The sequence below is a fragment of the Microcoleus sp. genome, assembly GCF_049646505.1.
GTDB lineage: Bacteria > Cyanobacteriota > Cyanobacteriia > Cyanobacteriales > Microcoleaceae > Microcoleus.
In genome coordinates this window covers 1-5,013 of record NZ_JBARVX010000529.1, presented here as the reverse complement: position 1 = coordinate 5,013, position 5,013 = coordinate 1, and the positions used below count along the sequence as shown (strand labels likewise).

Sequence of the window (5,013 nt, the reverse complement as noted above, 5' to 3'; positions counted from 1 at the left end):
ATTAAAACTTGGTCTTGGGAGATATCTGTAAAACTAATTTCGCTAGATTCTAAATGGGCTTCTATCCAGGCTTTGTCTGCGATGCGATTGGCGGCGTTGACAATGATTGCTGCACGTTCTTCGCCAGTGATAGAGTCTGGTTCTTGGCAGTAGAAAATAATGTCGTCTATGATGCAGCCTTGGTTATTTAACAAGACTGTATATTGAGCTTGACCTGGTTGCAAGCGACTCAAGTCTGAGGGTACTAGGGGCTGAAATTTTTCGATTAGTTGTTTCCCTTTCAAGCAGAATTTTCCCATGTGGGAAATGTCGAACATTCCAGCTTGTTGGCGTACTGCTTGGTGTTCGCTGCTGATGCCTGCGTACTGCACTGCCATCTCCCACCCGGAAAATGGTACCATCCGACCTTTGAGCTGTAATGATAGTTCGTACAGAGGCGATCGCGCAAGCTGGCTCGGCTTCTCTGGATTGTTGGGTTCAGTTGACTTTGCCACGGGATAATTGCTTTTTTTGCGGGTAGATTGTTTTAATTTTACGGGAAAGTGCGATCGAATTTAAGAAGACGCTGGCACTTTCAACCGCCGTCCGATCTAATTTTGTTGCTCTAATCTTGTTTATGGAGAATAGCGGGCTCGAACCGCTGACCCCTACAATGCCATTGTAGTGCTCTACCAACTGAGCTAATTCCCCTTTCTTTTCGCGCTCTCAATCATGCCTTAATTGAGTAATGTTTGTCAAGCCTTTTTGAAAAAATAGTTTGGAGCCTTGAACTGGCAAGGCTTTGGACTTTTTTTTAAATCTCCTGGCTGCTTTTCAATGAACAAATCCCTACTATTATTTAATAAGTGTGTTGGGATATTGCGGTTAAATGGGTCAAACAAGACCCCATGAGGAAGTAGACGACTAGCAGGGCGGCGGCTGAGGCCGCAACTAGGGTGCCGGCTAGCATTAGTGAAAATTCCCGTTGCGCGATCGCCTCTTGCATTAGGTGCAAGGACCAGGCAACTAGGGCCACGTCAATTATTAAAATAGAAATCAGCATAAGTTACGTTTTGTAACAGCGTACCTATTGTAACAAAACTTTTGACTGCTTGCAGATTAGCTTATACGCATTTAATTATTGGTGTAAAACCACGAGGGAGCAGCAAAAAGGCACTGAGAAAAAAGGATAGCTCTGCCTAATCATTACGATATGCAAAGTAAATGAGAGTTAGCTCAGCTATTGAGGGCGGCGGGTGCGATCGCGGCGGGTGCGATCGCCTTTTTTGAGGGTAGGTGCGTTAGGGAAGCTGGCGCCTGCGGGAGGCCGATCGACGAAGAGCGATCGCCCGTTTTGAGTGTAGCTGGATGGGAGAATGGCAAAATCTAAGCCGTTGTTGCACTTATACCATTTTTCTAAAGATTTGCTATAGATGAAGTCTTAGCCCCCCCCTTAGTAAGGGGGGGGTTGGGGGGGGTAATATCTAGGGCTACTTTATGAAATTGCACTTAGATGCGGTAAAATTAACTTGATTAATCTGCTTTTAAAAGATGACAAATCGCTCTACTCGCGCCCTTTTTCACAGCAAAACACTCAACACTGCTTTGCGTGCTTTTAGCTTTCCGCAAGATATGGAAGCGCGCCGCCAAAAATTGGGAACCTGGATTGCTGCACTAAAAACGGGTACGTTAGACGAAATAAAAGAAGTTTCGCTGCACGGCAGTTTTATTAATGATATTTTTCAGGATGTTTTGGGATATTGCTCCGTAATTCAAGGTGCGGGGAAAGCTTGGGAAATTAACGCGGAACAAACGATATCTGATGGCGGCGGTTCTGCTGACGGGGCGATCGGCTTTTTTACTGCTGCTGACAATCCTCAAGGCAAAGCCGTTTCCCTGCAAGGTAAAGTGGTGGCTCCGATAGAACTCAAGGGAGCAAAAAATGATTTAGACCGTACTGCATCCGGGCGAGCCGAGTCAGCCGTTGACCAAGGTTGGCGCTACGCTAATTATACACCCGATTGTCGCTGGATTATTGTCTCGAATTATCGAGAGCTGCGACTTTATCATACCAATAAAACTCCCGCTTATTACGAACAATTTTTTCTGACTGACTTGGCGGATTTAGAAGCTTTTAAGCGGTTTTACTTTCTGCTGTGCCGCCGCAATTTTTTGCCCTCCCAAAACAGGGTTCAAACAATTTCTGCAATTGACAGGCTTTTAAAAGATTCTGACGAAGCTCAAGAGGAAATTACCAATAAATTATATCAAGAATACAAAGCAATTCGACTCGCTCTCGTCAAGCATTTTCGCTTTTCTGGGCCGCCGGATATTCCAAATCGCGATCGGGTACTCATCGAAAAAGCTCAAAAAACTTTAGACCGCGTTTTATTCATTGCTTTTTGTGAAGATAAAGGGTTGCTGCCGCGCAACACGCTCAAGAACGCTCACGACCACAAAGACCAATACAATCCTAGATTAATTTGGGAAAATTATCAATCTGTATTTCGCTGGGTTGATGTGGGAAATGATGACCCTCCCGTACCGGGATACAACGGCGGTTTATTTAAATTCGATCCGGTTTTAGACGCACAGTTGACTGTACCCAATCCGTTATGCAGTCTGCTTAACAAGCTGACAAGATTTGATTTTGATACGGAAGTTTCAGTCGATATTTTGGGGCATATTTTCGAGCAGTCTGTGACTGATTTGGAAGAGTTAAATGCGGAAACTTCTGGACAGGAATACGATCGCAAAAAAGGCAAGCGAAAAACTCAAGGTGTGTTTTACACCCCAGCTTTTATTACTCAATATATTGTCGAGGTTTCTCTGGGCGGTTATTTGCAGCGTCGAGAGCAAGAATTGCGCGCTTTGTTCCTAATGGGCGAAGTTGCTGAAGAGTCGGTTGGGCCGCCAAAGAAAACTGCAATTAAGTTTTGGAAATCCTATCGAGACGAGGTGCTGCAAAAAACGCGAGTTATCGATCCGGCGTGCGGTTCGGGTGCTTTTTTGATTGCGGCTTTCGATTATTTGATGCAGCAGTACGAAAGAGTCGATCGAGAATTGAATGCTTTGGGTTATAAGCCAAAAGACGGCAACTCGCTGGAATTTGACAGAACTATTTTAAGCAACAATTTGTACGGTGTAGATTTGCTGTCGGAATCGGCGGAAATTACCAAACTTTCGCTGTGGTTGAAGACGGCTCAAGCGGGTAAAACGCTGACTTATTTGGATGATAACATTAAATCGGGAAATTCGATCGTAGCTGACAGTAATGTAGCAGATAGAGCGTTTGATTGGCAGGCTGAATTTCCCCAGATTTTTGCTGACGGCGGTTTTGATGTTGTAATTGGCAATCCGCCTTACGTGCGGCAGGAGTTGCTGTCTCCAATTAAACCATATTTGCAAGCAAATTATGAATCATATCACGGCGTAGCAGACCTCTATACTTACTTTTATGAACTCGGATTAAAGATTCTCAAACCGGGGGGTGTGCTTTCGTATATTGTCACAAATAAATGGCTGAGGTCTGGATACGGCGAACCTCTACGCAAGTTCTTTGCGAGTCAAGGTTTACTAGAGCAAATTATTGATTTCGGACACGCGCCAATTTTTGAGGATGCTGATACTTTTCCCTGTATTGTCGCAGTCAGGAAACCTAACGCTTCTCTATGTATCTCTGAAACTGAAACCGATATTGAGCGAGGTAAATCTGAACTTAATTCGTCTGCGATGGTTTGTCCTGTGCCGCGCGAGGAACTTGCTAATATCAATCTTACACAGTACGTTCAAGAACACGGTTATCAAATTTCGCGCGATCGTTTCACTGCGACTGCTTGGAGTCTGGAACCTCCGGCTGTTGATGAGTTGATGCAGAAAATAAAACAAGTTGGAGTTCCGCTAAAAGATTTTGCAGGGGTTAAGCCTTTATATGGCATAAAAACAGGATTTAATGAAGCTTTTTTAATTGATGAAGCTACTAAAAATAGTCTAGTTCAAGCTGACCCAAAATCTGCTGAAATTATCAAGCCATTATTGCGAGGTCAGGATATAAAACGCTGGTGTCCTCAATGGGATGAAGTTTGGATAATCTTTGCTCATAGAGAGATTGAGATAGAAAACTATCCTACGATAAAATCTCATCTGGAAAAATATAGAACTAAGTTAGAAGCAAGAGCAGGCAAACAATTATGGTGGCAGTGGCAAGCCTCACCATCTTTTTGCAACTTATTTCAACAGCCTAAACTGAGCTATCAAGAAATTCAATTTCATCCAGCATATAGCTATGATAATAGGGGTTATTTAACAAATAATAAAGCTTTCATTATTCCGACTTCTGAATTGTATATCTTGGGAGTGCTTAATTCAGCACTCATCTGGTGGCACAATTGGCGGTATTTGCCGCACATGAAAGATGACGCACTGAGTCCCGTCGGCGAATTGATGGAAAAGCTTCCGATTGCACCACCAACTGACCAAATTCGTGCAGAAGTAGAATTAATTGTCAGCCGTTTAATTGAAATCGCCAAAACCAATCAAGAAACTCACCGAGATGTCTTGCAATGGCTGGAAATCACTTATTTAATTGATAAAGTCGGACAAAAACTCGAAGATTTTTCTACCCTTTCCTTTGCAGAATTCGTAGCAGAAATTAGAAAGCGAATGCCAAAAACTAAATCCTCCGATCCTCTCGGCGTTGCTGGACTAAAAGCAGTCCGCGAAACTTATAATGAATATGCACCGGCTATTCAATCTCGCAAAGCTGAAGCGTTGAGACTCGAACACCGTTTATCCGACTTAGTTAATCAAGCTTACGGATTGACACCGGAAGAAATAGATTTGATGTGGAAAACAGCGCCACCGCGAATGCCGATCGCCCGACAGATTTGATATAATGTTAGAGCATTGTTTATCGTATTTAGAAATGTTAGAATCACAATTCTTGCGTGGCAAATCATGCAATTTGTGCAGGATTTAAAGATAAATTATTGACCTTTAAAGTAATTTTTAATCCCTTGTTATCCGCTCTTGCTC

Annotated in this window: 3 protein-coding genes, 1 tRNA gene and 1 pseudogene; 1 reads left to right on the top strand and 4 read right to left on the bottom strand. The window is 43.2% G+C overall.

Annotated features, from left to right (window positions below; all coding sequences use genetic code 11):
• From WBA89_RS25090 to WBA89_RS25075, 4 genes and pseudogenes are all read right to left on the bottom strand, one after another.
• Positions 1–494, bottom strand: a pseudogene (locus WBA89_RS25090) (glycine cleavage system aminomethyltransferase GcvT); the annotation flags it as partial.
• A gap of 123 nt (positions 495–617) precedes the next feature.
• Positions 618–690, bottom strand: a tRNA-Ala gene (locus WBA89_RS25085).
• Between the two features lie 148 nt (positions 691–838).
• Positions 839–1,042, bottom strand: a complete 204-nt coding sequence (locus tag WBA89_RS25080; protein WP_424410245.1) for a hypothetical protein — start codon at positions 1,040–1,042, stop codon at positions 839–841.
• A 173-nt stretch (positions 1,043–1,215) separates the two neighbouring features.
• A complete protein-coding gene (locus WBA89_RS25075; RefSeq protein WP_424410244.1) occupies positions 1,216–1,362 on the bottom strand; it encodes a hypothetical protein in 147 nt (48 codons plus the stop codon).
• Between the two features lie 168 nt (positions 1,363–1,530).
• Here WBA89_RS25075 and WBA89_RS25070 point away from each other — a divergent pair, with 168 nt between their 5' ends.
• A complete protein-coding gene (locus tag WBA89_RS25070; RefSeq protein WP_424410243.1) occupies positions 1,531–4,869 on the top strand; it encodes an Eco57I restriction-modification methylase domain-containing protein in 3,339 nt (1,112 codons plus the stop codon).
• The last annotated feature ends 144 nt before the right edge of the window (positions 4,870–5,013 follow it).

Bases quoted from the DNA above. Each gene is read 5' to 3' on its own strand.
- WBA89_RS25080 (WP_424410245.1), bottom strand. From the start codon at position 1,042: ATGCTGATTTCTATTTTAATAATTGACGTGGCCCTAGTTGCCTGGTCC.
- WBA89_RS25070 (WP_424410243.1), top strand. From the start codon at position 1,531: ATGACAAATCGCTCTACTCGCGCCCTTTTTCACAGCAAAACACTCAAC.